Genomic DNA, 24,881 nt, shown 5'->3' with positions numbered 1-24,881 from the left:
TAGGTACGGGCCTCCTACACCCGGAGCAACTCGCGGATATCTTCTTCCGACAGCCGGGTCGTCTTGTTCTCGCCAGCTTCGATGATCTCTTCGATGAGACCTTTCTTGCGTTGCTGCAGCTCCAGCATCTTCTCCTCGATGGAACCTTCGGTGATCAACCGGATCACCTGGACCACATTCCGTTGCCCCATCCGGTGTGCCCGGCCGATGGCTTGCTCCTCCACTGCCGGATTCCACCACAGATCGTACAGAATCACCGTGTCCGCTCCAGTCAGATTCAGCCCTGTTCCGCCCGCCTTAAGCGAGATCAGGAACACTTCACCTGGCCCTTCATTAAAAAGCTTGCACAGCTCCACCCGCTCCTTGCCCGGAGTCGAGCCGTCCAGATATAAAGGCTGAACTCCCGCTTCTTCCAGGCGCTGCCGGATCAGCGCTAACATGCTGGAGAATTGCGAGAACACCAGCATTCTGCGGCCTGAATCACGGCATTCTTGCACCGTCTCCAGTAATTGCTCCAGCTTGCCGGAGCCGCCCGCATAGTTCTCAATGAACAGCGAAGGATGGCAGCAGATCTGCCGTAAGCGGGTGATGCCCGCCAGAATCTTCATCCGGCTCTTGTGAAATCCGTCCGCAAGCAGATCCTGTTCGGTATCGTCACGGAGCCTCGCTAAGTATGCGAGATATACCTGTTTCTGCTCGTCCAGCAGCTCTGTGTGCTGTACAGTATCAATGCGGTCTGGCAGCTCCTCCAGAACCTCTTTTTTGAGCCGCCGCAGAATAAAGGGGGACACGATGCTGGCGATACGTCCGGCGGGCAGCTCCTTGAAGGTCAATCGTCCGGTGAACAGCGCCGGGAAGACTGTGCTGAAAATAGCTTCCAGCTCATCCACCGAATTCTCAATCGGTGTGCCCGTCAGAGCGAATTTCCGTGCAGCCTTAAGCGATTTAACCGCTTGGGCAGTTTGGGAGGCTGAGTTTTTGATCGCCTGGGCTTCATCCAGAATTAACGCATGAAAGGTTATACCGGAATACAGATCAATATCCCTGCGGAGAAGAGGGTACGAGGTAATAATCACATCCGCTTCTTCTACGGCCTTTCCCTCCAGCAGTCCACTGCGCTCCTCCTTCTGCCCTGCCGCCACCAGTACGTTGACTGCTGGTGCAAACCGGGCGAACTCATGGCTCCAGTTATAGGTTAAGGATGCCGGACACAGAATCAGCACCGGAGTTTTCCCTTGTACCTTAAGCGGCATCTCAGCCAGCTCGGAGCAGATATAAGCAATGCTCTGAATTGTCTTGCCGAGGCCCATATCATCTGCCAGAATTCCGCCGAACCTGAACTTCGACAACGTCTTCATCCACTGGAAGCCTCTGGCCTGATAATCCCGGAGAACCGGCTTCAGCTCAGCGGGCAGCTCGAATTCCAGACTGTCCGGTTCCCGCAGCTGGTCCAGGAATTCCCGGAGCGACTTGCCCCACTTTGTATCCTTGAAGCCATGGCCCCGCTCTGGAAGCTGAAGAGCTTGTACGGAGGGCAGGCGGATTACCGAGTGTTTAAGATCCTTTTGCCTAAGATTCAGCCGTTCGGCAACGGTGCCGAATTCGCTGAAGCTGTCCACTGCAATGGGCAGAAAAGCCCCGCTGCGCAGGCGGACATACTTCCTTTTCTCCACAATCGCCTGCATGACCCGAACAGTCTCCTCCTCATTCAAGCCTTCCAGCTCAAAAGAGATATCCAACCAATCCAGACCTTCGCTCAGCTCCGCTTTCACTTTGGGGTAAGCTTTACGCTCCAGCACAAGTCTCTGAACAGCCGGGGTGACAAACAGCTCGGCAACCTCTTCCAAAACCGGCACAAGCTCATATAACGCCTCATAGATGACCGGTTCACTTACGGAAACCCAGTGCTGCCGTTCCCGTCTAAGCGGAGAGTTGTCCAGAATATCAACGATCTTATTTTCCCGCTGCATATTTCGGATCAGGATCTTCTCCTTGTGCACTTCATCCACGCTATTCTCTTCCAGCGGATTAATCACAATCTCCTCATAATGAAATTCCAGCCGAAACGTTAAGGTGCCGTCCGCATAATCCAGATACAGCTTAGCCTGCAGTTCAGGCTCCACAATTCTCTCGCTTACTGCCTGTTCCACACTTACTTTCCCCAGCTTTCTTAAGGCTGGCAGCACCTGCTGTACGACCGCTTCGATTTGTTCGGGAGCAATCTCAATGTTCTGCGATGCCGCAAACTGCTGCCTTAATAGTGAAATCATGCTTATAACATCACTGTTTATTGAATATATCTTCCCGTTCATGATCATAGTGGAGTAGTCTGGAAACAACATCAGCTTATCCAGTGCTGAAGCTGACAGAACGTAGTCCTTCTTCTGCCCTGGTCCAATCTCGTAAATTCAAGCGGAGGTGCCTCTCCTGCAAGCTCAGCCCGAATTCCCGGGTTCCCCGATCGCCCCATAATGACATTCACCTCCGGAAAAAGCAGTTTAAGCTTGTCCCAGGCCAGCGGGGTGACGACAATTGTTTTCCCGTCCTTTAAGGAGTTATTATGATAGCTGGGGAGATCATTTCTATAAATCTTCTCAGTGTTTTTCATTAGAAGCAACAGTTCAAGGAATTTCATATCCTCAGGATTAATGTGCTGGTTTTCAGAATCAAAGGTAAATATACTCTTAAAGTATAATGGCTTACGCTGCTCGAAATACTCTAGAAACTCGTTTATTTTGGACACTACATACAGACGTTTGATTCCCACACGCATTTCAACGGAGAAATGCGGATTGCTATTGTAACCACCATGAACGATAAGCGTGAACTCGAACTGCAGCGACTCTGCATGACCGAATAGCACAGGCTCACTCTCACGGGTAAGAACTGATTTCTGAAAAGAAGAAATAAGCTGCTCCATCTGGTTGTATTTAGACTTGTTTACGCGTCTGAATGGAGCAGCTGTTGCATCGGTAGGCTCCTTAATCTGCTGCATATGTATAGCAATAAGTGTTGCCGCCACATGTTTACAGCAGCCATAGTTCTCATAGGCAGGACAAGAACAGTCTGCTTTGAAGGTATCGGTACGGTCATAAATATCAATATTTACCTCATATACCTTTCTTCCCTTCACCTGTGCACCATAGCTGCTATCATCCGGATAGAAGGTAAGGCTGCGGACACACCCCTGTTCATAATAAGACTTCCCCCGGTTATAAAAGTCAGTTCCGCAAAAATCTCTAATTGTTCTCATTGTAATCTTCATATTAAGCACCTTCTCAATATAAAATTCATCTTCATCATTTATAGCTAATCACTCGGCATCGCCGCTTCTCTACTATTATCATAACTCCAGGCAACAACCGTAGCACTGTCCCGGCCTAACTGCTCATGTACATCCTCTAATACCTTGTGCACACATCCCTCCAGATTCTCATCACCTGTAAAAGCAAGATAAAGCCTGCGCGGGTCCTCCATTACCCTTGCCCCAACCTCCAAAAGACCGTCCGTCGTTAACACGAGCACGTTACGGCCCTGCCGCAGCTCACGGATGCCTGAAGAGTAACAGGCGATGGGCTGGGCGAAGGTGTTGACGAAGCCGATCCATTCGTAGTAATTGCGCTGGTTCAGCAGATATTGCCCGCGGGCAGCCAGCTCAGGGTGGAGTACATAGAGCGAGTTATCCCCTACGGAGAATCACCAGAGATAATTCTCCATCCGCACGCAGATTAGGCAAGCCGTTTCCCCTGTAACTTGCTTGCACTCGCTGATGAACGTCTCAGATGTGAAAATAGACAACAGAAATTCCTCCAGCGCCTGGAACGCCCGCTGAACCGACAGCGACAGCAGCCTGATAATCTCATCAGCTTCATTGTCGATTGTGCGAATCAGCAGCTCCGCGCTTTCTGCCGTATGATGCGCATCCAGGAGCATTACCCACTCCCAACCACCGTCCGGCTCACTTAATACGTAGGCTCCATCTTCATTTTTGTCGGCACCGGCCGCAGTGTTCCCGCCGTAACGGCCGATCACCACACTTTTATGCGCATATGTAGTTGGATGATCCAAATACATCTCATCACTGCCCACCCAGCTAAATTTATGAATCCCCTGTTTCATCCTGCTCCTCCTGCCCGTGATTACACGGTTTTGTATTTCTAGTATTATATACTTATACGCTTCCTGCGTTAAGCCTGCACCCAAGAAGCCGTTATTAGCTGCAAGCAACTATGATCACAGCAAATAGCCCCCGGACCGTCCATACGGCCTGGGGGCTATCTTCGCATCACCTATTCAGATCAGCTTACACTGCCGGCTCTCTCCATATACTCTATCTTCTCCCGGCTGATCCTATAGAGCCTGGCGTCCGGCCCCGGATTCAGACTGTCGCTTGCGGACAGGAATCCTCTATCCGTGTCCCGCAGAATATACACTCCGTTCAGAAACTCTCCCCCAACCAGCTTAATGTTCATCCTCGAAGCCTGGTAATAGTTCTCTGCATACCAGTTGTAAAGTGGCCGCATCAGCAGCTTGCCGATTACGAAATAGAGAGCAGTCATAATCAGCAATAGCACGTACACCACCTCCCGGTCCTGTCCATAGACGAAATAGAGTATATCGAACTGATTCGTCATGTTAAGATTATACGTGACAATCAGCCTGCTCATCAGCAGCATGCCAAACAGCAGGTAGAAGCTTATGCCAAGCACCACATGGATCAGCAAGATCCAAGGCTGGTATGGGGAGAGGCGCTTGCGCATACCGGAGGTCATAAAATACGTAACGAGCAATCCCGCAGCAACCAGCGAAATCAGCAGCGGATTGCTCAGAGGATGAAGTACATACAATAGCAAGCTGTTAATCCCGGCAAAAATTAGAATATCCGCAAGTATGAATTTGGTCCGTTCCCTGCGGCTGTCCGCTGGAAGCTGAACAGCGGAGTCGCCCTGCAGGAAGTCTACAGCCCATACGATCAGGAGCAGAACACTGAACCAGAACAGCGTAGTAGAGAACGGAATAAGATTGAAATACTGCAAAAGTGATGCACCATCCTTATTTTTCCTTTATCGTATCATTTCCACCGATCTTCCTGCCGTAACATTCATCTCCTACATTGTTATAAGATTTGTAATTGCTTTCTAACTGCAATGCTGCAAGAATAGATACACTTACATTCTGACACAGACTTACCATCCATACTTACACTTCGACTATCTCTGAGGGGGCACCACCTATGCTGTTGCTGGGATCATGCGTTATTGCTGCACTGCTGTCTTTTTCATATAGAATCTTCGAGGGGATACTCGGGGTTATCTCTAAACAGCAAGCGCGGTTTACGATTTATTATTGGGGAGCTGCCATGATTGCTGGGAGCGTTCTCTGGAGCAACAGTTATACGTTTGGCGCCCCGCAGCAAGTAATGAGAGTGCTCCCGCTGTTCCTTATTATTCTGCTTGTGAACCTGATCATCTCCCGATCCTCCGGCTATAATCCAGTGGGAACTTATAATACGGTCAACTTCGTGCTGTGCTTCCCTGTCTTTGAGGAGATCGCCTTCCGGGGACTTATCCTGCCGATACTTGCGCACCATCCGGTACTCGGTCAGCTGCATTCCACTTCCATCATTGATGTCAGCGGGGCGATCCTCCTTACCTCACTGCTGTTTGCGGTCTCCCATTTGCAGTATTACAAGCTGAACCGCGAGAGCGTCAGGTTTATGCTCTTTGCTTTTAGCGCGGGAATATTCTTTGGGCTAATCGCACAAGTTACCGGGTCTATCATGCTGACGATTCCGCTCCATATTGCTTTTAACGGATCAGCCGTGCTGTATGCCCGGGCCTCCGCAAGCAAGCACCTACAGGCCTGACGTATAACTATATATGTATGAAAAAAGAGCCACAGCTCATCTACAGAGCCAGCGCCTCTTCCGTAATCTGTCTGATATCAATCGGAGACAGTGTCTCCTCGTTCACCATGTCCGGCAGAATCTCTGCCAGGAAATACTCGACACACTTAAGGTCAATATGTTTGATCTTGATCAGCGCATTGCGGTACATCACCACAAATTCCTTCTCCGTGTTCCCTCTTTGCAGCTCGGCGAAGGCCTCATACACCTGATCCATCTTATCCGCAACCTCCAGAATCAAACCTTCTAGCGACTCGTCCTTGCCTTCGCGCAGCTGCTGGTAGAAGATGCTTTTGAATTCGTCCGGAATATGCTCCTTGATGAAGTTGTCGATCATGCCCTCCTCCACCTGCTGGATCAATGATCTGAGCTGGAGCGAGGAGTGCTTCACCGGCGTTTTGATATCCCCGATAAAAATCTCTCCGTAATCATGGCTGCTCGTGATCTCGTACAGCTTCTTCCAGTCGATCACCGCGCCGTGCTTCTCTTCAATATCCGCCAGCGTCTTCGCGTATTGCACGACCTTCCAGGAATGGGCCGCAACGCTATGCTCCTCGAATTTGAATTTTCCCGGACAGCGGATAATGCGCTCCAGCTCATTCAGTGAGCGAAAATACTTGTGAATTCCCATGGCTAGTCCTCCCGTATGTTAGTTAGGCTACGCTAGAGTTCAGTCTAATCCTCCAGTGTTAACCCCGGATGAACCTCAGCACACCATTGTGTAAAATCCGCACGGCTACGCGCATCTAACGTTATTTCCCAGCCTCTCCCCGCCCTATTGCGGTCCGCATCCCCGACTAAGGTCGGGATTCAAGAACAGTCTGCAGGCCGTTTTGCCAGAATGAATAATTACGTACAATACATACATAGACAACGGAAATGAACACGCCACACAGGCGGTCATCTAATATGAGAGGAAGATATATTATGAATAAAAAATTAACCCGCTCCGTAACAGACAAGAAACTCACCGGTTTATGCGGAGGACTGGCCCGCTATTTCAAAGTTGATGCAACCCTTGTAAGATTGATTGTTGCTATCGCTACGATATTCAGCTTCGGCACTGTAGTCTTTCTGTATATTATCGGCAGCCTAATTGTTCCCCAGGAATCCTACGGCGGCTTCGATGATGGCTTCAACTACTAATTCCTTCTATTAAATACTTGCGTCATACCTTAACCAACCCACATAAAAAGGAGATCATTATTATGAGTATATTCCAAAGAATCACCACGTTAACGAAGGCTGCCATTCACGAAGGACTGAACAAGCTGGAAGATCCGATCCTGCTGACCGGCCAATACCTGCGGGATCTGGAGGATAAAATCGCAGGCGCCGAAGGCAAACAGCGTGAACTTAAGGCAGCAGCCAGTGTGCTGGAGCGCCGGATCTACGAATACAAGGTGCTAGCAGAGCGCAGTGAATCGGAAGCAGTCCAGTTCATGAGCGAGGGTAATGAACCCGCTGCCCGCACTGCGGTAATGGCTAAGCTCCGCTACACAGAGAGCGGACAGGAATGCACCGCCGGACTTCAAGAGACACAGGCAGCACTTTCCTCGCTGGAGGTACAGCTTGCCGGTGTTAAGGAAGAACATACGCGCCTCAAAGCCAAAAGAGCCGAGCTGGCTGAACGTGCCCGCAAAGCTGCGGAGATCAAGCAGTCTGCACAGGCCAGCGCATCATGCTCCCCGGCCGGATACGGCGGTCAGGTGCTGAATGCCGGTGCCGCAGCCCGCGGCTTCGAACGGATGGAAGACAAAATCGCCATGCAGGAAGCACTGGCCGAGCAATCCGGGCTGGCAGCAGCCGCAGCAGCTCCTGAATCCCCGCTGAACAGCGCGGTTGAAGCCGAGCTGGAGCGCCTCCGCAACCGCAAATAAGCTGACGGTCTATAGTCAGCAATAATAATAAGGATGCCTCCCCTTTCATCAGGGAGGCATCCTTTTGGTGCAATGAACTTTGTTCCAAATAGGGCTAGACAAGTTAGCCTATGCAAGTACAACAGCAAAAGCTTCATAAGGCCGTAATTGCAGCTGCTTGAAGTCCACATCATCTCTGGAGTAGTTGCCGATAATGAATCCGGCGTGACCCAGCTCCGGCAATTCCAGTGTGATGGGCTCCCCGCTGAAGTTGGCCGTTACCAGCCAGGTCTGTCCTTCATAGCGGCGGAAGTACATGAACACTTGATCCGGCACGCCGGTCACCAGTTCGAAATCGCCCCATACCACAATCGGGTTGTTCTTCCGCAGTTCAATCAGCTTACGGTAGCAATGGAACACCGAATCCGGGTCCTTCAGATTCGCCTCCATATTAATTTCCTTATAATTCGGATGTACAGGCAGCCATGGCTCTCCGGTTGTAAATCCTCCGTTACGGGTAGCATCCCACTGCATCGGAGTCCGGGCGTTATCTCTCCCCTTCGCATTAATGGAATGAATGATAGCTTCCTTGGCGTAGCCTTGCCCGATCCGTTCATGATACATATTGATGGCCTCAATATCCTGCGCTTCGCTGATATCCTGAATCGGATAATTGGTCATTCCGAGCTCCTCGCCCTGATAAATGTAAGGCGTACCCTTCATCAGGTGAAGGAGTATGGCGAACATTTTGGCGCTCTGCACACGGTACTGCTTATCGTTGCCCCAGCGCGATACAATTCTCGGCAAATCATGATTGTTCCAGAACAGGCTGTTCCAGCCCTCGTTCCCCAGCTCGGTCTGCCATTTCGCCAGCACCTGCTTCAATTCGCTTACATCCAGGGGCTTCAGATCCCACTTCTCTCCCCCGGCCTGCTGATCCAGACCGATGTGCTCGAACTGGAATACCATCGACAGCTCCTTGCGGTCCGGGTTGGAATAGAGCTTGGCTACATCCGGCGTCGCCCCCCAGGTCTCTCCCACCGTCAGAACATCATGCGCTCCGAAGGTCTCCCGGTTCATCTCCTGCAGATATTCATGCAGCTTCGGACCATTCCCTGTGATCTCCTGATCGGGAATTTTGCCGACCAGATCAATGACATCCATGCGGAATCCGCCGACACCCTTATCCAGCCAGAAATTCATCATGTCCCATACCTCTTGACGGACCTTGGGGTTCTCCCAGTTCAGATCCGGCTGTCTGCGGCTGAACAAATGCAGAAAGTACTGGCCGCTGGCTTCGTCAAGCTCCCAGGCCGACCCGCTGAAGGTTGAACGCAGGGCATTGGGAACCCCGCCGTTGACCGGATCACGCCAGATATAATAGTCACGGTACTGGTTATCCCTTCCTTTGCGGGCTTCGATGAACCATGGGTGCTCATCCGAGGTATGGTTGACGACCAGGTCCATAATAATCCGGATATTGCGCTGCTTGGCTTGCTCGATTAATTCATCCATGTCATCCATGGTTCCGAATTCGGTCATAATATCCTGGTAATCACTGATATCATAGCCGTTATCGTCATTGGGTGATTTGTATACCGGACTAAGCCAGATTGCGGTAATGCCAAGCTGCTCCAGATAGTCCAGCCTGCTGATAATCCCCCGGAGGTCGCCGATTCCATCCCCGTCGCTGTCTTGAAAGCTTCGGGGATAGATCTGATATATTACAGCTGTCTGCCACCATTTTGTATTGTTCAACCCATTCACTCCTGTAAGCTAAATTTAACTACAACCATGGACCAGATGCGCAGGGACGGCAAAGTGAATCTGGCCGCAAGTCCTTGCCCGTGAGGAACTACCTCATAATCCAGGACAATCACTTCCTGGGCCTCATCATCTGGGCTGGCCGTGTAAATGCATTCAATCGGCTGTTCGATCAGCAGTGTGCACACCACATCATTTTGAGCTTCAGGCCGCTGTTGCTTGCCATGCTCCCAATAATCATCTTCAAGCCCGGCAAGATTAATCAGCTGCAGGATCTGATAGCCCGGCTTGCGTTTAATGATCGTCCAGACCGAGTCAATATCTCCGTTCGGGGCAAATGGCACCTTGCCTTCGAAGGTAATCTCGGTGTTCACCCCGGCGGTATAGGTATAAGACACATCTTCCAGCTCTGCATCCTGGATCACCACACCAAAACGCACGATGAAATCATAGTAGCGTCTGACCTCGACGGCGAATTCAGGCCGCATCACTGCATAATCGGGATAGTAGGGCATAGTCAGCATTCCATGATCCTCACCCAGCAAAAGGTGATATCCCCCGCTAGCGAATATGGAGGCCATCGTCAGCAGCGCCCCGTTCTCCGCCCATTCCTTGTCATGTCCAGCTTCCGGGTAGAAGGAGGGCAGATAGGCGGAGAGGATCACCGGCTTGTGAGGGTCGAGTGAACGCGCATGATCAATCAGTCCTTTAAGCTCACGCAACCGGACTACCGGCGGCCACACTTCAATATATAGCGCCTCCTGATCCGCCGGGGCCGTCTTGTGTATAGGATAATTACCCACATTATTGAAAATAACCCCGGCCTCTGCCTTGATTTCCTTTACGGCCGCCTGCGTCCGGTTAATCAGAGCCGGATAACATTCCGCCAAATCGACCTGTTCTTCTTTTCCTGCGATCCGGCGCACGGCTTTCTTCGGAAAGCCATATTGATCCATATGAATTCCGTCGAATCCGGCATGTACGGCCTGACGGAACTGTTCAACAATATGATCGGTCCAAGGAGAATCCGGCGTAATATCCATAATATAGAATAGATCTATTAATTGAAACGGATCTCCCTGGCGATTATACAGTCCCCATTCCGGGCGTGCCTGCAAAAAGTCCTTAAGACTTGCATATACCGCTCCATAGGCCATGGCAGCCATCCCTTTATCGTGTACGGCTGCGATCTTTTCACGAACCACCTTATAGGACATCGTCCGGCCCATCGGATCAATAAATTCATCCTCTTTCGGAACCAGATCATCATGCCTGTACATCCAGTCATAGAACTGTATGACATTCAAGTGGAATTTGTTCATGCTGTCAACGTCACGGGTGTCTCCGGATTCTTCACTCCGGAAATCGCTTAGAAATCCATACCGTGGCGCCCGGCCCCAATGATCGGCAATATCGTAGGAGGTATAGGTGGTTGACACTACAGCTTCATTGCACAGAACTGTAGCCTTGACCCCGTACCCCGCCCACTCTGTAGCTTCAGTGAACAAGGGGACGGGCACTCTTTGTCTCAAGCCTGGTTCCGTACGGATGCTAAGTCTTGCTTCCGCAACCTGCTGCTCCAGCTTGTAGAAGCTGACCACCACCTGCAGAACCGCTTCCTGCTCGGTCTCTACTTCAATGATTATATTGCCTGATTGGCCGGTCTTGTACTGAGCCTGATCCGGATATATATCTATATGAGTCACTAATCTATGGTCCATATGAATTCTCCAATCCTTGTAGATCGAGCTTGGTCACTTCCACTTATTTCTTTCCATTTTCCGCCAGCCAGGCATCCAGCTGCTTTTGCGCCTCCGCGATGACTTTGTCTGCTCCAGCCGCTTTTTGTTTTTCCAGCATTTTAGGAAGAGACTCTTCCGGATCGAGCTGGCCGGACTTCAGACCGTCAACAAAGGCTTTGTTGGCGTTGTCAATCGAGATCAATTCATTTTTTACCGGCTCCGCATCGAAGACAAATCCAAAGATCCGTGAAGGATTAGAAGACACCTGTTCGTTGAACTTCTCGTAGTTCTGGTATTTATTCGGATCTTCGCCTACACGGGTATAGTTGAGCATTTGATTGCCAAGCTGCCACATAATATCGTGATAGTAGCCGACATTATCTGTAGTTTTGCCTTCCGGCAGCGCAACTTGTCCGTCTTTGAGTACATAATGGGTTCCTTCAATCCCGAAGTTGAAGAGGGTCAGCAATTCCTTGTCCTTATAGAACAGGTTGAGCAGCATCATGGCACGTTCCGGATCTTGGGAGCTTTTTGAAATCGCATACATGGTTGCTGTCATTTTCCCTGTCTGCAAGCGATCAATATTAAGCGGAATTTGCAGCATCTCACGGCCCGCTTTAATCGAACCATTCGGTGATACGGCTGCTGTGCCGATCTCCATATCCGCGATAATATCCATATCAGAGACAAAGGCGAAGCCTTTACCCGCTTGAATCTTCTTCCAGGCGTCCAGACCAGGTGTCAGTGCATCCTTGTTAATGTATCCTGCCTTATACCACTTATTGGTAAGCTTGGCAAGCTCCATATACCGCGGAGTCGTGTAGGAATTGATGACGGTATAATCATTCGCCGCTGTTCCCACGGTGTTAATCGCTGCAATACTCACAATAGAATCCAGATTCGTCGATGAATAGTACGCTTCGAGAGGAAAGCTCGGTGCCACCAGAGGCGTAATCCCCGGTTCGTTCTCCTTGATGGTTTGAAGCATGGGCTCCAGATCCTCGACTTTACCAGATTTCAGTGCAGTCAGATCAAATTTGTACTTGTCCACAAGCTCTTTGTTCAAGTAGACCCCTTGTGCACCGCCCAGCTCCTGGTGGGTATGAATACCGTATAGCTTGCCGCCGCGTTTAGCCGGCCCGTGATAGTCCTTCTCCACAGCTTCGATGTCCGGGCCGTATTTAGCGAGCAAATCATCCAGCGGCAGCAATCCCCCTTTGGTCACCTGCTGCTGGAACCCGAGCCAATCCGCTGTAAACAGCAGGTCCATTTTGTCGCCGGAGGCCATCATCAGATTCGTTTTATCACTCCAGGCGCCCCAGTCGATGGGATTCAGCTTGACCGTCATGTTCATGTCCGGATAGGTCTTTGCCAGATAATCATTCATCGCATCCTGTACCCGCTGATTATCGTTTTGCGGCGCATCGGGGAATACCATTACAACTTCGTAAGGCTTCAATTCGGAGCTGCCCTCGCTTCCCGGCTGGACTGTGCCCCCCGGTGAATTCGCAGCATTATTCCCGCCGCAGCCGGTTACTAGGGCTGAAGTCAGCACAAGCGATGTCAATACAACAGAACTCTTTTTCAACCACTTCATAGATAATAGACCTCCCTGAATGATTCTGTATTCTTGCCTTTGTCCTCTAATTCTGAACTTGCTTATACTAATCCGGTCATATACCGGGATCAGCCTTTCACAGCGCCTACGGTAAGGCCTTTGACGAAATACTTCTGCAGGAAAGGGAATACCAGCACCAGCGGTCCGATTGCAATCATCGCCATCGCCATCCGGATGGATTCAAGCGGCGTTGTGACCTGTGCGGTTGAACTGTAAGCCTTATTGGCAATCGTCTGCAGGAACGAAGCGTTCATTAGGGTTTTGGTCAAAAGATATTGCAGAGAGAACAGCTTCTCATTCTGGATGAAGACCAGGCTTGTAAACCAGTCGTTCCAATAGGATACGGTGGTGAATAACCCGATTGTAGCCATTACAGGCAAGGACAGCGGCAGAATAATGCTGAAGTAGGTCCGGAATTCACCTGCACCATCGATCTGAGAGGAATCAATCAGGGAAGGCGGGATGCTGTTCGTGAAGAAGGTCCGCATGATGATCACGTTGAAGCCGCCGATTAGACCCGGAATGATAAGCGCCATCAGCGTATCCTGAACATGCAGGAACCGGGTGTAGACCAGATACCAGGGCAGCAAGCCGCCCGAGAACAGCATCGTGATCAGGATGTAGAAGCTCAGAGCACCTCTGAGAGGAAACTCTTTCCGCGATAATGCATAGGCCATGGCCGAAGTCACAAACAGACTGACTACAACTCCAATCAGTGTTACCGAAGCAGAAACACCATAAGCCCGCAATATTTTTCCGGCATCTTCCAATAAATACTGATAAGCGACAAGGCTGAATTTGCCGGGCCAGAAGCTGTATCCATTCGCAGTTACCCAGTCCTCATCAGCAACCGAGATCATAAAGATAAGCCAGAACGGGATCAGGCAGGCAAGACTGAACAATGACAGGACAATAAGGATAAAGGGATTGGTTCGTTTTTTCTGCATGGTGTTCTCCTTCTAGAACAAAGCATTTTCTTTGCTGAATTTACGGACAGCCAGGTTGACGGTAATGACAAGTGTAAAGCCAACTACAGATTGCAGCAGCCCTGCCGAGGAGGCGAGTCCCGTATCCCCGGTAACCATTAACGCCCTGTATACATAGGTATCGATAACATCCGTTGTCTCCTTGATCATACCGGAGGCCATGGTTGCCTGATAGAACAGACCGAAGTCCGCGTTGAAGATCCGGCCGATCGCCAGCAGTGTCATGATGATGATGATCGGAGCGATCAGCGGAATCGTAATTTTCGTCATTTGCTTCCAGCGTGTGGCCCCGTCAATGACGGCCGCTTCATAATATTCAGAGTCTATCCCGACAATGGCTGCCAGATAGACGACGGCCGAGTAACCCACACCCTTCCAGGTGTTAACAAGGGTCAGGATATAAGGCCAATGCTCTGCTTCCGCATACCAGTTTCTAGGATCTATTCCGAAGGGCTCCAGAATGAATTTATTGATGAATCCCAGCTCCGGATTCAGAAATCCATACACGATATAGCCGACAATGACCATGGAAATGAAATTGGGCAGGATCACTGTGCTCTGAAAGAACTTGGAGGCAAGCTTATTTTTGACCTCGTTAAGGAGAAGTGCCAGCATCACTGCGAGTATCGTATTGATGATCAGGAAGCTAAGGTTGTACAGCAAGGTATTCCTGATGATCAGCCAAGCGTCGTTCGAAGCAAACAGAAACTTGAAGTTGTCCAGTCCGATCCATTTGCTGCCCCAGATTCCTGCCGTATAATTCAGGTCCTTGAAGGCCAGGAAAATACCGAACATGGGCAGGTAGTTATTGATCAGCATCAGCAGCACACCGGGCAATGCCAGCACGACCAAGGCCCTGTACTTCCATATGCTTTTCCATTTTGATCCAGGCCGCGAGCTGCCTGATTGTGCCGTTAGTGCTTTTTCCGAAGCCATAGTTCCACACCTTCTTATTGGGTTATGGCTTCATTATAAGGAGTTGCCTGCAGCTGCTCTGCCGTTTTTATAACCTTAATCTATTCGTTTTGTGACATTGCGGTATTCCTGGGGATTGACGTCGAACTGCTTGCGGAACATTTTGGTGAAATGGGAAAAATTGCTGTAGCCTACCTGCTGCGCGATCGCGCTGACCGGCATATCCGTGGTGTCCAGAAGCTCGCGTGTGCGGTCCATCTTCACCGAAATCAGGAAATCAATCAGGTTCTGGCCGGTCTCTTTCTTGAACAGCCTGGAGAGGTAAGCCGGGTTCAAGCCCACATAATCAGCGACACTGACCCTGGAGATCTCTTCCTCCACATGCTGCTGGATGTAGCGGATGGACCGCTCAATCACACCGCCCTTCTCCTGCCGCTCAAATTCCGCTTCCATGACCGCCGATACAATTCCTTCCGCCCAATGCCTGTATTGAAGCAGTCCCCGTATCCGGGCGGTTGTCCAGTCTGGAAACAGAGCTATGCTTCCCGCATTGATTCCTCTGACCTGCAGGAAGTGATATATAATCTGCAGGGTATCCTGATGCAGGGCGTCCAGATGTCTTCCCTGAAAAGAAGGATTAGCTTCCAGCTTCGCTGTCAGATGATGAATGAACTGCACAGCGGACTCACGTTTGCCGTTCAGCATATAAGAGATCAGATCACCCAGCAGGATATCCTCCGAATTAGAATTGGCGGACAGCATCTGATCCTGTGGTAAGTATAAGAGCACGGATTGAGTCCGGGAGATATTATCACGCTCCATGGTCTTTAGACTTTCACACATTCCCGGCAGCTCCTGGATGGGTTTGAACGAACCGACATAGCAGGTTACGATGCTGTAGAACAACTCCTGGCAAGCTTGGATAAAACGTTTACCTATGGCCGTGAGCTGCTGAAGGCTAACCTTCTTAGCCGCAGGTCCTCCCTCCACACCTCCGGCATACAGCAGAATGAACAAAACCCCGCTCTTATCGGTGATGGCCTCCCCCGGATGCTCTTCTGTAAAACATTCCTCCGCCGCTTTCTTCACAGCATACTCCATGATTTCCTGATCACGCGGGCTGAGCGGTTTGGACCACTCCTCAATACTGATCAGAATCGGGAGCACCTGATCGTCAGGATTTAACCCTACCCCTGCACCCGCCAGCTCCCGGTCAAAGAAATCCCCGAACGACAGGATGCTGCGGGACAGCAAATCCTGCCAGAAGCGTTCTACACGCTTCGGCTTTTCCTGTTGCCACAGATTCAGATACTTATGATACATCTGGTTGTAGGACTCATACTCTTCCTTCTCACGGATGGCCGCCATCATCCCCGATACAGCTGACAACAGCTCCTCTGTGTCAACAGGCTTCAGCAAGTAATCAAAGCTCCCGAGGTTCACGGCTTTCTTGGCATAGGAGAATTCGGAATGACAAGTCAGAAATATCGATTCCGTCCAGGGAGAGTGCTCCCTCACCCAGCCAACCAGTGAAAGTCCGTCTTCATCCGGCATCTCAATATCGCAAATCAGGAGTTCTATTCTCTGATCATTCAGCAGCTCTCTGGCCTTGTCGGCCCTGTTCGCCGTCAAGACCTCTTCAATTCCATACGCCTTCCAGTCGCAGCAGTAGAGCAGCCCCTCCACAGCGAATTGTTCATCATCTACAATCAATAATCGCATGGCTCAACGTTCTCCTTCTGTATATTCAATAGGCAGGCTAAGCCGCACACGGAATCCGGACGGCTGATTGCCGCTGAAGTGAATTTCGGCTCTCCCCTGATAGATCATAGCCAGTCTCTGTTTCACATTCCAGATCCCGATATGTCCTTCATCTGTAGCCGGGGTATAATCCGGTGCATTCAGCTCCTGCAGCTTCTCTGCACTGCTGCCTTTTCCATTATCCGAGATTTCAATGATCATGGTATCGGCCGCTTCTTCTGAGAGACCAGCCGAAATCTCCAGATGAAAGATCTCTGCCTTCAGACTTATGCCATGAAGCATGGCATTTTCTACAAAGGGCTGTACCATCAAGGACGGTATGGAGGCGCGGTTAAGCTCTTCGGCTACGGTGATCTGGAACTCAAACGACTGCTGGTAGCGCATCTTTTGAATTTCCAGGTAATTGCGGAGATGTTCCAGCTCTTGTCCCAAAGTAATGCGGTTATCCTTGACCTGAAGCATAAAGCGGAAATACTGCACCAGATGCCGTACTGTCTTTTTGACCAATTCGAAACGCTTCAGATCGGCAAGCTGAAAAATAATATTGAGCGTATTCAAAAAGAAGTGCGGATTAATTTGCATTTGCAAATGCTTCATTTCTGCCTTTTGCGCATTAATCCGTTCCTCGTAGATATCAATTTTCAGATCATGAATTTCCACAACCATGTTATTAAAGGCTTGATTCAACGCCTGAAACTCCACCAGGTTCGAATCGGGAAGCTTGGTTTCCATGGCGCCGTTGCGGATCCGGTGGATGCCGCTGAGCAAATCCAGAATCGGGCGGATGACCATACGGCGGAAATAATATAAGTAAACCAGTAAAATGAGCAAAATAATAAAGGGCAGCACATTAATAATCGTTTGGAAGGTATTGAGTCCCTGGAGCAGCTCGGAAGCAGGGATGACCACGGACAGATTGATTCCCAGTGCGGAGGACTGGCTGGACACCACAAACCACTTCAGCCCATCATGCGTAAACGAAAAGGAAGAATTCAGATTCATCTTCTCACCCGGCAGCTTGAAGTCGTAGCCCATGGATGCCGAAGGACGGGTTAAGATATTCCCTTCATTATCCACAATCAGCACATCACCGCCCGATTGCAGGTTCAGATTGCCCAGCGGTGAACGCATGGAGTCGATTCGGATCAGAGCGCCAATACAAGCGGTATTGTCCAGATTATTGCTGACGGTCCGGTTTAAATAGTAATCTCCGGCAATTTTAACGATTGTCCATTTGTACTGAAGTGTTTCCAGATTATCTTCATTTTGAACCTTTGTCGTAATCCAATCCCTTATCTGGTCCATATATTCCTCTGTCGTTCCTAGTACATTGGATAGTGTCAAAGTATCATTAACGCCGGAGTATAGATAAAACATATCCACGCTATGGTAATAGGCCTGATAAGCCTGATTTCTCTGCATAATCCCCATACGGGCAAAATAATAGTCGGACTCTGTCAGCCCCGGCTGATTCAATTGAAGAAAATTCACATCATGATCGACAATATCGACCAGATTAATCGTAATGTCCTCCAGACTGCTCTCCATCATCTTAAGATTGGAGTTGACCAGATTCTGATAGGATCTGGATACCTGTTCGAGTACAATTCCCTTGGCATAATATCCCCCGGCAAAAAGAACGGCGAGCAGCGGTATCGTTATCGCAGCAGACAGCTGAATCAGTCTTGCGCCCAGCGAGTTTTTCCTGTTTGTCATCATGGATCCTTTCTGTAACTTAACATAACTTAACATAAGAAAGAGTCACCTCAGTGACCCTTATCCTATGACCTTATTTGCGGATTAATCAATTAAATGCTCTATGACCTGAGCGGCTTCTGCCCGGGTTGCGCTGGATTCAGGTGCAAAGTTTCCATTCGCGTATCCATTCATCAGACCAGCTGACTTCACCTTCAGAACTGCTGACTGTGCCCAGGCAGAGATCTCTTCGCTGTCCCTAAAGGTTAAGTTTATCTCTTCGGTCTGCTTGATACTTCCATGGATGGCTGATGCTTTGGCAAGCATCACCGCCATCTCCTGACGGGTTATCGCTTCATCAGGTGCAAATCGCTTCCCGTTTCTTCCGTTCACCAGACCTGCCTGATAAGCAGCGGCAATATCACCGGCATACCAGCTATCCGCAGTTACATCCATAAATGGAGCCGGTCCTTCGGCTTTTAACCGAAGTGCCTTGACCATCAATGCAGCGAACTGTGCCCGGGTAATCTTCGCCGCTGGAACGAACGTATTCTCCGTCATTCCGTTGATGACATGCTTCGCGGTCAAGCGGCGGACAGCCTTATATGCCCAATGCTCCGCAGGTAAGTCAGCATACGTTTTGTCATATGCAAACACGGTATAACGGCTAAAGTGACTAAGCTCAGCTGTAATCTCCTGTTCGGCCGTGTTGGCTCTGCTGCCGGTATATTCCCATTTCTTCAGCGGCTCACTGAAAGTGTAGATGCCCAGCAATTCATTCAGATCTTCTTGCTCCAGATCATCAACCTTTAAGGTAAGCTGCACCGGGCTTCTAAAGGAAGCGAGCCTGGATAATCCTCCGTCAGCCGTCGTTACTCCGAATTCAAATTCATAGGTCGATCCAGCGGGAACCCAAGGCTTCACAGCCGGAAGGAAAGCTGCCTGCGGCTCGATTCTGTTGAAGGTAATTTGAATTTGTGAATCGGCTGTTATTTTCCCTTTATTCTCTTCCAGAAGCTGAAGAATATGATCATGGGTGAAGTTCAGGCTGAAATGACTTCCTTGAAGCTGCAGCTTCTTCCCCTGTAGCCCTTCCGCAACAGAGACAGGAATCTGAATCCGGTTGTACTCATCCTCATTGACCGCAATTGTGATTGTCCCATCAATCGCCGGACTCAAATCCTTCGCCAGCAAAACAAGAACATCCCTTTCCGCTGCTGCTGGAGTAGGCGTAGGCGCAGGTGTGGCCGATACCGTCACTGTACCTATATCTGCCCCTCCGGGAGCAGGTGCAGGAGTTGCCTCTGCAGTCGGTGACGGGCTTGGAAGGCCCGGTTCATCATCACTGAAGATCGGCTGAACCCATGCTGTCCTCGGCGCCTTGTCGATATAAATCATCGTCCAATACTGCATCGATGGCAGTTCAATCTGCAATTGTTCACCATTCCAAGTATAATTCAGCTCTTGTGACAGACCATGCCCGGCGTCAGGACTGGCGGCATAGACCTTCAGATCCGGTGCTTCCGTCTCGGTGATGCCGATATCGTAAGACACTTTTAAATGGTTGAGGACCGCTGGCTCATTGGCTGCATTTCTCCAGTTGTCATCATTATGAAGCAGATTGATCAGATGCAGTACATCATACCGCTCAAAGCCTGTATTAGTATCATTTTTTCTGACTGTTGTCCAGAGTGTATTCTCCGTTCCGTCTTTGCTTGTTGCCAGATTGCCGCCGTCCGCTTCCACGGACACAACAGCGGATGAATCGGCTTTGCTGCCGAACAGCAGGTTTTCATATGCAGCATTGAATTTATAATACTCCTGCATGGATTCCTTGGTGGATTCCAGCATTTTTTTGCTGCGGTTCGGATAATATTCATGGGCTAGCATGTTCGGGCCTTCCGATTGCTTCTCGGCGGTTCCCAGCTCAATATGGGTTGCACCCATCGATGCCAGCCCGGCATCCATCAGCCGCACGGACGGCTCGTTGAAATAGCCAGCCGTTACCCCGCGCAGCCGGACGCTTCCGGCAATATCATCCGCTTCCATCTTCAATGTAACGGTATGGGTTCCCGCCTCCATGTGTGGAATAATCACGTATCCGTCCCCGCTGTACTTCTCACTGCTCTCAGTTCCATCCAATCCAATCTTCAGATCGTTGCCATGTTCATCCTTGGCGCGCACGCCGTCAATATAGACCGAACGTGTGGTCATGCCGCCTGCATTGGAATAGGTGAAGATCAGACTCTGTTCCCCCGATTGAGGGATATTCACCGGATAGGTCACCTGCTCTCCGATTTCACCAAAGTTCAGCACGGTATCCTTGTAGAGAGAGAACGGTGACTCCGTATCCGTACTTTCGGCTTCATAGCTGCGGGTTACCGGGTCCGGATCACCGGATAATGCAACGTTCAGCTTATCCAGCCTGATTCCGCTGTCCTGCCCCTCCGGCATTTTGATGATTATGCGATTTATGCCTTCCTCCATTGGAATACCGCTCATTGCCGCTTCTCCCCATTCCGAGTCAGCGGTTGGTGCAAAGCTTACAGGAGTGCCCGCGCCATTGTTAATATACACACTGCGGCTGACGGTCGCTGCCCCCGGGGCATTATTTTGATAGATCCAGCCGAGATCGTAGGTGCCTGATTGCGCTGTATTCACTGTAAAAGTCAACCGGTCATTGACATTATTGAACTCGGAGGCATATCCGATGATAGGGACAACCCCGCCTGTTGTTTCAGCGCCGCCTGTACTGTATTCATACCCTCCGGCAGTGATCCCGCCCACATTGATATATTGTCCGCTTGATTCCATTCGCAGCGTAACCTTATGGTGTCCCTCCTGGACAGGGACAGATAATTCACGGGGCTGCATAGAGCCCTCCCAGCCGCCGGCTGTTTTAGCAAATGTGATATTCTGGGCCTGTGGAGCTGGTTCGCTATCCACCAGAACCGACATTACAGGATCATTATCGCCATGATACAGGACCGTAATCGTGTCCAGCGGATGTTCTGCATATACATCGTAGGTGACAGTCTGTCCTGCCTGCCCGAAATTGTCTGTCTTGCTCTGGCTGTAACTCAGGCTGCTAGTCTGCGGAACATCCGCATACAGTGCATAGTTTCTCTGTGTGCCGACCGTCATATACCGGAGCTTAATACCCAGGTCATTTGCAGACGCTCTTAGCGTTATGGTATTATCGCCTGCGTTCAGATGAACCTTGTGCAGATTGCCAAGCTCCGAGAATTTATCCCATGTACCCGTGCCGGCAAACGAGACCTCTCCTTGAGGCACATCATTCACAAGCAGCTCACGTTTCACCTCCTGCCAATCCGAAGCGTAGCTGAATCCGAGCGGATATTCTCCTTCAGCAGGAACATTTACATGGAATTTCACATAATCGCCTGCGGTATCAAAATAATACACATTGCTGTACTGATCCACAATTACCGTATCCAGCTTGGCATCTGCCGCCTCATAGCGCTCATTGATCCCCTGCCCTTGGACCTCCAGGCCCGCCAGATTGAGCCAAAGGCTATTTGTATTCAGGGTAAGCTTAACGGAATTTTCACCTTCCTTTAACATTGCCGTTACTGCGGCTTGTGCTGTCGGGTTCCCCCACCCCGTATTGGCCTCAAAGGGAATTGCCGCTGCGGCAATCTCATCATTAACCATCAGCTTGCCTTCCGGAGAACCGGCGCCATTGCCCTGTCCATAATTCAGGACAAGCGTATACATTCCGTCTGCTGGAGCATTTACGGTAAACGTCACCGAATCCGTATCTTTGCGTCCAAAGTTGCCGACCCAGCCGTAAGCTTTGGCAATCCTTGATTGGTAATCCACGGTTACCGGAACATCCTGGGCTTCCGTGCCTCGTGTCGGCAGACCTGTAGCCTCTTTGTAGTTTATATAACCGGCGATCACCATCGCCTTACCGCCATCCTTCTCCCGGGTATCTTCCACGACCTTCTGAATATCCCGGTAATTGTTGCGGTCCTGCCAAATCTCACTGTAGTCGAAATCGGTTTTTGTACCCGGATCGGGTACAGCGCTGTATTCGGCATTGCCTCCCACCATATTGAACGTAACCTTGCTCTTTAAGGGGTTATTTGCGAGCAACGAGTCCTTGACGGAATGAATGAACCGGGCATAATCCAGGGAATAATAACGTTTATTGCCGTTATAGTCATACAGGAAATTGTTATCATTGGCTCCCCACTGATCCAGGTGGATGCCGTCAAACCCGAATGTATTAATGGAACGGTCAAACTGTTTAGTGATATAGTCCTGCCAGAACCTGCTTCCCGGGTCCTGCAGGAACAGGGAGGTCGTCTTCCCGTTCACATCGAAGGTATACCCGTTCTGGTCTTTGTGCGGATTGTTCTGATCGAGCTGAGCACTGTTATAGAGTCCCCACTCCGGACTGACGCCGAAGTCCTCATAGTTCTCACGCGCTGCATAATTCATCTGATAGGCCATAGCTGCGGAGCCGTATTTCTGTGCAGCCTCCACCTGCTGCTTAACGCTGAGCGGATACAGTGAACGTCCCAATAGATCCGAATAGTGTGTATCCGCATTAATGTCTTCATCAATGAAATTGCCGTCTGCATCTGTGACCGGCTGTCCATTGCTGTCGGTCTTGGAATACACCGAAACATCATGCCGCCACATCCAATCATAGAACTGGTAGGCATTAATGTAGTAGTCCCGGGACAATTCCCGGAGCTTGGAGTCACTCTCCTCCGCCGTCTCCTGCGGAAAATCAGCGACATATCCGTATCGTGGGAATTTCGTCCAATCGCTGGAGACATCGATCGCTGCGGTCACATACTCTGATGGCGCATCTCCCTCTATCCACGCTTTCGCCGTGTAGCCGCGGAAGTCCTCAGCCGGAGGCGTCCACCCCACGGTTAGCTTGTTGCTCCCTTCCTGAAATACCGTCAGCGCTTTGTCGCCTTCAGCAACAAGGGTATTCAACTGATAAATTTGCAGATGCAGCTGCCCGTTCCAATCCGCAGATTGATCCAGGGTCATAATCAGCTCTGCGGCTTCCCCCGGAGCGAATCGTGCCTTTGAGGGTACCATTTTTAGTATTTTGGGATTCGCCGTCCCCGTTGGCTCTGCCTGGGCCGTTCCTCTGCCGCCATAGGCTGTTGTACAAATTTGAACCAGCAGTAATAAACAGAGACAGATAACAGCTTGTTTCTTAAACATACAGCATCTCCTTTATATCCATATTGTTGAGAATACATGTTGCTGAAAGACTGAATAAGGATGTTAGGTTTTGCGAAGGTATCGAAGGAATAATAGATTTCAAGGAATCCTATTATTTTTCACGTAAACGTTTACTCAAATAGGCAAAGAACATCCCCTTATTAAGGTCTTTCCCTCCTCCTCCAAAAAATTCTTGGTGTAAATTTATACGTTTACTTGAATGTAAGTTATGTATTTTTGTACCTACAATCCTAAATTCCCATGACGTAAACGCTTACCATAAAAGTTATCTCGTTTATTTTTCCTTGTCAATGCTTATTTTACAGAATGTTTAATTTCAGTTGACAAAGAAAAAGCAAGGACTTATATTTTCAGTAAGCGTTTACTGCTAAACGACAGGTAGGAGAGTCCATGAATCCCACAATTAAAGATGTTGCCCAAAAGGCGAACGTATCCATTGCCACCGTCTCACGGGTTCTGCATAACTTAGGCGGATATTCAGATAAAACGAAGCAAAAGGTAGACCAGACCATCAAAGAGCTTAAATATCAGCCGAACGCTATCGCCCGCGGACTGATTAACAAGCGCACCCAAACCATCGGCGTATTATTTCCTGATGTGTCGAGCACCTTCTCCTCCGATCTGCTCCACGGAATCGGCGAATTCGTCCATGACCGCAATTACAGTGTGATAGTCTGTAATACCGATCAGGACGGCAAACGTACGCTGAAGTATTTGCAGCTTCTGCGCGAGAAGCAGGTTGACGGGGTTATTTTTTCCAGTGAAGTGCTCAAGCAAGAGTACTATGACATGCTGGAGAGCATGAACGTTCCAGTGGTGCTGGTCTCTTCCCAAACGGATTATGCCAATGTACCTTATGTGAAGGTTGATGATTATCAGGCGGCCTATGACGCTGTCCATTATCTGATCACCAAAGGCCACCGCAGCATCGGCATGATCAGCGGCACCAAGGGCGATCCCATCGCCGGAACTCCACGGGTCGAAGGATACCGCAAAGCGCTGGAAGCACAAGGCATCGCCTTTGATAGCCGTTACCTCGTGTATGGGGACTTTTCCTACGAAAGCGGCTGCAGAGCCATGGAATCCCTGTTACGGAGAACACCTGAGGTTACTGCTGTCTTCGCGGCCAGTGACGAAATGGCGATTGGTGCCCTTTCGGTCGTTACGAAGCATGGAATGAACGTGCCTGAAGATATCTCCATCATGGGATACGATGATCTCCGGTTAGCCCGGATGGTCAATCCGCCATTGACTACGGTGCGCCAGCCGCTGTATGACATTGGAATGCTCGCTTCCGAGAAGCTGATCGGCATGATTGAAACGGGGGAGCCTGCGGAGAGTCTAATCTGTGCCCACTCCATTGTGGAAAGACAAACCGTTCGGGCAATTACCTGAACAGGG

Annotated in this window: 16 protein-coding genes and 1 pseudogene; 4 read left to right on the top strand and 13 right to left on the bottom strand. The window is 50.0% G+C overall.

The window, feature by feature from the left end; all coding sequences use genetic code 11:
• Positions 1–14: 14 nt before the first annotated feature.
• The 4 genes and pseudogenes from C173_RS20315 to C173_RS20305 all read right to left on the bottom strand — a co-directional run bounded on the left by C173_RS20315 (position 15) and on the right by C173_RS20305 (position 5,036).
• Positions 15–2,342, bottom strand: coding sequence for a DEAD/DEAH box helicase (locus C173_RS20315; protein ID WP_051478202.1), 2,328 nt, complete (start codon positions 2,340–2,342; stop codon positions 15–17).
• On the bottom strand, positions 2,342–3,265 hold the full coding sequence (locus tag C173_RS33770) for an SWIM zinc finger family protein (RefSeq protein WP_051478201.1): 924 nt from the start codon (positions 3,263–3,265) through the stop codon (positions 2,342–2,344). Before C173_RS33770 ends, C173_RS20315 begins: the two co-directional genes overlap by 1 nt.
• 44 nt (positions 3,266–3,309) lie before the next feature.
• A pseudogene (locus tag C173_RS20310) lies at positions 3,310–4,074 on the bottom strand (protein phosphatase 2C domain-containing protein).
• A gap of 224 nt (positions 4,075–4,298) precedes the next feature.
• Positions 4,299–5,036, bottom strand: a complete 738-nt coding sequence (locus C173_RS20305) for a hypothetical protein (RefSeq protein ID WP_036727760.1) — start codon at positions 5,034–5,036, stop codon at positions 4,299–4,301.
• Between the two features lie 197 nt (positions 5,037–5,233).
• On the opposite strand from C173_RS20305, the gene C173_RS20300 reads away from it, so the two are divergent.
• On the top strand, positions 5,234–5,866 hold the full coding sequence (locus tag C173_RS20300) for a CPBP family intramembrane glutamic endopeptidase (RefSeq protein WP_036727758.1): 633 nt from the start codon (positions 5,234–5,236) through the stop codon (positions 5,864–5,866).
• Between the two features lie 40 nt (positions 5,867–5,906).
• Here C173_RS20300 and C173_RS20295 read toward each other — a convergent pair whose 3' ends face one another.
• The gene (locus C173_RS20295) at positions 5,907–6,536 is read right to left on the bottom strand and encodes a YfbR-like 5'-deoxynucleotidase (protein WP_036727757.1); all 630 of its coding nucleotides are present in this window, start codon (positions 6,534–6,536) and stop codon (positions 5,907–5,909) included.
• A 296-nt stretch (positions 6,537–6,832) separates the two neighbouring features.
• Between C173_RS20295 and C173_RS20290 the strand changes: the two genes are divergently transcribed.
• Positions 6,833–7,051: a PspC domain-containing protein gene (locus C173_RS20290; RefSeq protein ID WP_036727755.1), complete on the top strand. Its 219-nt coding sequence runs from the start codon at positions 6,833–6,835 to the stop codon at positions 7,049–7,051.
• A gap of 62 nt (positions 7,052–7,113) precedes the next feature.
• The gene (locus tag C173_RS20285) at positions 7,114–7,785 is read left to right on the top strand and encodes a PspA/IM30 family protein (protein WP_051478200.1); all 672 of its coding nucleotides are present in this window, start codon (positions 7,114–7,116) and stop codon (positions 7,783–7,785) included.
• Positions 7,786–7,893: 108 nt separating this feature from the next.
• Here the strand turns inward: C173_RS20285 and C173_RS20280 are convergent, their stop codons facing one another.
• The 8 genes from C173_RS20280 to C173_RS20245 all read right to left on the bottom strand — a co-directional run bounded on the left by C173_RS20280 (position 7,894) and on the right by C173_RS20245 (position 23,459).
• Positions 7,894–9,522 carry a glycoside hydrolase family 13 protein gene (locus C173_RS20280; RefSeq protein WP_051478199.1) on the bottom strand — a complete coding sequence of 543 codons (1,629 nt, stop codon included), beginning with the start codon at positions 9,520–9,522 and terminating at the stop codon, positions 7,894–7,896.
• Between the two features lie 5 nt (positions 9,523–9,527).
• On the bottom strand, positions 9,528–11,249 hold the full coding sequence (locus tag C173_RS20275; protein ID WP_051478198.1) for a glycoside hydrolase family 66 protein: 1,722 nt from the start codon (positions 11,247–11,249) through the stop codon (positions 9,528–9,530).
• A gap of 43 nt (positions 11,250–11,292) precedes the next feature.
• The gene (locus tag C173_RS20270; RefSeq protein ID WP_036727751.1) at positions 11,293–12,867 is read right to left on the bottom strand and encodes an ABC transporter substrate-binding protein; all 1,575 of its coding nucleotides are present in this window, start codon (positions 12,865–12,867) and stop codon (positions 11,293–11,295) included.
• A gap of 89 nt (positions 12,868–12,956) precedes the next feature.
• Positions 12,957–13,835: a carbohydrate ABC transporter permease gene (locus tag C173_RS20265; protein WP_036727749.1), complete on the bottom strand. Its 879-nt coding sequence runs from the start codon at positions 13,833–13,835 to the stop codon at positions 12,957–12,959.
• A 12-nt stretch (positions 13,836–13,847) separates the two neighbouring features.
• Positions 13,848–14,810: an ABC transporter permease gene (locus tag C173_RS20260; protein WP_036727747.1), complete on the bottom strand. Its 963-nt coding sequence runs from the start codon at positions 14,808–14,810 to the stop codon at positions 13,848–13,850.
• Positions 14,811–14,885: 75 nt separating this feature from the next.
• A complete protein-coding gene (locus C173_RS20255; protein ID WP_036727746.1) occupies positions 14,886–16,511 on the bottom strand; it encodes a helix-turn-helix domain-containing protein in 1,626 nt (541 codons plus the stop codon).
• Positions 16,512–16,514: 3 nt separating this feature from the next.
• Positions 16,515–18,266 (bottom strand): cache domain-containing sensor histidine kinase, encoded by a 1,752-nt coding sequence (locus C173_RS20250; protein ID WP_235191964.1) that lies wholly within the window; start codon positions 18,264–18,266, stop codon positions 16,515–16,517.
• A gap of 84 nt (positions 18,267–18,350) precedes the next feature.
• On the bottom strand, positions 18,351–23,459 hold the full coding sequence (locus tag C173_RS20245) for a glycoside hydrolase family 66 protein (RefSeq protein WP_051478197.1): 5,109 nt from the start codon (positions 23,457–23,459) through the stop codon (positions 18,351–18,353).
• 411 nt (positions 23,460–23,870) lie between these two features.
• Here C173_RS20245 and C173_RS20240 point away from each other — a divergent pair, with 411 nt between their 5' ends.
• Positions 23,871–24,875 carry a LacI family DNA-binding transcriptional regulator gene (locus C173_RS20240; RefSeq protein WP_036727744.1) on the top strand — a complete coding sequence of 335 codons (1,005 nt, stop codon included), beginning with the start codon at positions 23,871–23,873 and terminating at the stop codon, positions 24,873–24,875.
• Positions 24,876–24,881: the final 6 nt, after the last annotated feature.

The sequence above is a fragment of the Paenibacillus sp. FSL R7-277 genome, from assembly GCF_000517965.1.
In the GTDB taxonomy this organism is placed as follows: Bacteria; Bacillota; Bacilli; order Paenibacillales; family Paenibacillaceae; genus Paenibacillus_AQ; species Paenibacillus_AQ silagei.
The sequence above is the reverse complement of the archived record's forward strand: the minus strand, read 5'-3'. Positions and strand labels throughout refer to the sequence as shown.

Coding starts and splice junctions, on each gene's coding strand:
- C173_RS20255 (WP_036727746.1), bottom strand. CDS start 16,511: ATGCGATTATTGATTGTAGATGATGAACAATTCGCTGTGGAGGGGCTG.
- C173_RS20250 (WP_235191964.1), bottom strand. CDS start 18,266: ATGACAAACAGGAAAAACTCGCTGGGCGCAAGACTGATTCAGCTGTCT.
- C173_RS20245 (WP_051478197.1), bottom strand. CDS start 23,459: ATGTTTAAGAAACAAGCTGTTATCTGTCTCTGTTTATTACTGCTGGTT.
- C173_RS20285 (WP_051478200.1), top strand. CDS start 7,114: ATGAGTATATTCCAAAGAATCACCACGTTAACGAAGGCTGCCATTCAC.
- C173_RS33770 (WP_051478201.1), bottom strand. CDS start 3,265: ATGAAGATTACAATGAGAACAATTAGAGATTTTTGCGGAACTGACTTT.
- C173_RS20265 (WP_036727749.1), bottom strand. CDS start 13,835: ATGCAGAAAAAACGAACCAATCCCTTTATCCTTATTGTCCTGTCATTG.
- C173_RS20300 (WP_036727758.1), top strand. CDS start 5,234: ATGCTGTTGCTGGGATCATGCGTTATTGCTGCACTGCTGTCTTTTTCA.
- C173_RS20290 (WP_036727755.1), top strand. CDS start 6,833: ATGAATAAAAAATTAACCCGCTCCGTAACAGACAAGAAACTCACCGGT.
- C173_RS20295 (WP_036727757.1), bottom strand. CDS start 6,536: ATGGGAATTCACAAGTATTTTCGCTCACTGAATGAGCTGGAGCGCATT.
- C173_RS20240 (WP_036727744.1), top strand. CDS start 23,871: ATGAATCCCACAATTAAAGATGTTGCCCAAAAGGCGAACGTATCCATT.
- C173_RS20275 (WP_051478198.1), bottom strand. CDS start 11,249: ATGGACCATAGATTAGTGACTCATATAGATATATATCCGGATCAGGCT.
- C173_RS20270 (WP_036727751.1), bottom strand. CDS start 12,867: ATGAAGTGGTTGAAAAAGAGTTCTGTTGTATTGACATCGCTTGTGCTG.
- C173_RS20315 (WP_051478202.1), bottom strand. CDS start 2,342: ATGTTGTTTCCAGACTACTCCACTATGATCATGAACGGGAAGATATAT.
- C173_RS20260 (WP_036727747.1), bottom strand. CDS start 14,810: ATGGCTTCGGAAAAAGCACTAACGGCACAATCAGGCAGCTCGCGGCCT.